This window comes from Rhizobium sp. PDO1-076 (assembly GCF_000247475.1).
Taxonomy (GTDB): Bacteria; Pseudomonadota; Alphaproteobacteria; order Rhizobiales; family Rhizobiaceae; genus Allorhizobium.
Genome location: NZ_AHZC01000220.1, coordinates 1 through 2223, shown reverse-complemented (window position 1 = coordinate 2223; position 2223 = coordinate 1). Strand labels below are relative to the sequence as shown.

2 protein-coding genes and 1 other RNA gene are annotated in these 2223 nt (G+C 58.4%); all 3 read left to right on the top strand.

The window, feature by feature from the left end:
• Positions 1-344: FkbM family methyltransferase (locus tag PDO_RS28690; protein ID WP_007602211.1), on the top strand; the 344-nt coding region annotated here is incomplete at its 5' end.
• Between the two features lie 232 nt (positions 345-576).
• Positions 577-1104 (top strand): site-specific integrase, encoded by a 528-nt coding sequence (locus PDO_RS29080; RefSeq protein WP_007602210.1) that lies wholly within the window; start codon positions 577-579, stop codon positions 1102-1104.
• A 578-nt stretch (positions 1105-1682) separates the two neighbouring features.
• Positions 1683-2032: a transfer-messenger RNA gene (gene ssrA / locus PDO_RS27190) on the top strand.
• The last annotated feature ends 191 nt before the right edge of the window (positions 2033-2223 follow it).

The window sequence follows — 2223 nt, the reverse complement described above, 5'->3', positions numbered from 1 at the left end:
ACCATCGCGAACTGCGCACTGCGCACTGCGGCGATGAGCCTGTGGGCGAAAATTGCAAGAGCATGACAGATATCTCCGGATGGCGTCTTTCGCTGGCATTTCCTCCGTTAAGTTTACGATGCCCGCTTTACATTTCCTCGCGTCATCCGACGGTCAGCACCGTCTCGAGCCGGTTCATCGAGGGGGTCAACCGTCTTCCGGCGTTTCGCAACGTCAAATGGGACGATGAGATCAGGGTCCCGATGACGACAATCGACCGATACGGGCGTCCCGCCTTTTGCAAGATCGATGTCGAGGGGGCAGAAAGCGACATCCTGCGGGGGCTGTCGCAACGGATCGGCTGATTGCCTTCGAATATAGTCCGAGCCTGCCGGCTGTTGCCCTGGAGGCGATCGAACGCCTGAAAGCACTTGGCGGCTATCGGTTCAATCGGGTGGTTGGGGAAGCGAGCCGGTTTGTCGATACGAGCTGGAGGAGCGCCGACATGATGTCCAGCGAGCTTGTGGCCCTTGCTCTCAACGGCCCCCTCGGGCGACATTTATGCCAGGCTCGTACTCTGAGCGAAAAGCAGCCGGTATGCTCTTCCTGATGCCGATCGAGGACGAGACGACGGTGAAGGCCGAACTCAGCGGCAACGGCGCTCCGACCGCGCCCGACGCGAGCACGAAGGTTGCGACTTGGCCGGCAAGGATCAGACCGCTCGGGCCGGGCCTGTATCGCACAAGCGCCATCCTTCCAGAAGGCCGTCTTCAGATCATCACCCAGCAGCCGCAGCCAAGTGGGCAGCCAGCGATGGACTGCGCCATTCCGAAGCGCTCAGCCTGCTTCGGGCCGATGTCGATCTCGACCAGGGCGCTCACCATCCGAGAGACTAAGTTTGGCGAGGCACGGTTGGTGCCGCTGCATGCCACGACAAGTGTTGTCCTTTCAGGCTATGCCGTCCGACGCGATGCACACCTTGGTACGCCGCGCAGTCCCTATTTCTTCGTCGCCGAACAGTGCGGCAGATTGCTGCATCAATACGTGCACCGCGTGTTCTGGCGATTATTCCGGCAAATTGGATTACGGCAGAGGGGGGAATCGCAGTGGCGCACGGATTCATGATCCTCGTCACCGTTTCGCCGTCCAGACCCTGATCAACTGGCATCGCGCTGGCGAAGATGTGGAACGCGAACTGCCGGTTCTTTCGACCTTTCTCGGCCACGCCAATGTTTGCGACACCTACTGGTACCTGTCCGCCGCGCCGGAACTGATGAACCATGCGGCCCGGAGATTGGAAAAGCGTTGGGAGACTCGGTCATGAGACGCACCAACGACTTGGTCGTGCTGATTGAGCGGTGTTTCACAGATCGCTTCATGAAGCGTCGAGGTGAAAGTTCCAACACCATCGACTTCCTCCGGTTTTGATAAAGAAGTGCAAATCACACGTTTCCTGTGTCTTTTGGTACAGTTGCCGGGATTTGTTCCAGCTAGAAGACCAACTACCAGCTAGAAGACCAACTAGCCGGAGCGCCTGAAGCTCCCTTTTCCGGCCGGATCCGGGGCGCTCATGCACAGCGGTCTGCCTAGAGACGAGCCTAGGATGGTGGAGGGTGTATGGCTTGACTGCGGTCTTGTTCTCGCCCCTGGACCTGAGCATGTCGTAAAAGGGCTCGCCTCCGATGTGCGCGGTATCGGGGGGTGTTTTTTTAATGAGGGTCGATTACGCCCATCGTGGCATCATGGGGTGATCTCGCCGATACGGTGATACCACGATGAGCGTAAGTCAGTGGTGTTGACTGCACATGCAGGACGCGGGTGCGATACCCGCCGCGTCCACCATAATCGGCTGTCTGTCGAGAGGGCAGTTCGGCCGATTATGCTGGGCGCGAAATAGGATCGACTGGTGTGTAAAGACAGATGCTGCGTTCCGGCATGATACCGTCGTTATCGGGTCAACAATGTAAGTGCTAACAGCAATGTTCCACTTGTTGAGCTACGTAAAGTAGCCTAACGGAGCCCGGCCGGGGCTTGGCAACAGAACCCGGCCACCCTTTCTGCGCAAGGGCGTGTTTTATATGCGAGCCTCGATCCCGTAGATGTTCTGTTGTCTTGTTGTGCAACCAGCAGCGTCCTCACTCGGCGAGTGGATGCAACGTCCCGATTGACCTGCGCAATCCTGGTGTGCCCAACCAGCCAGCCATCGTGATTGCAGCCGGAAAACTCGAGCTTCCGTGGGGGCAT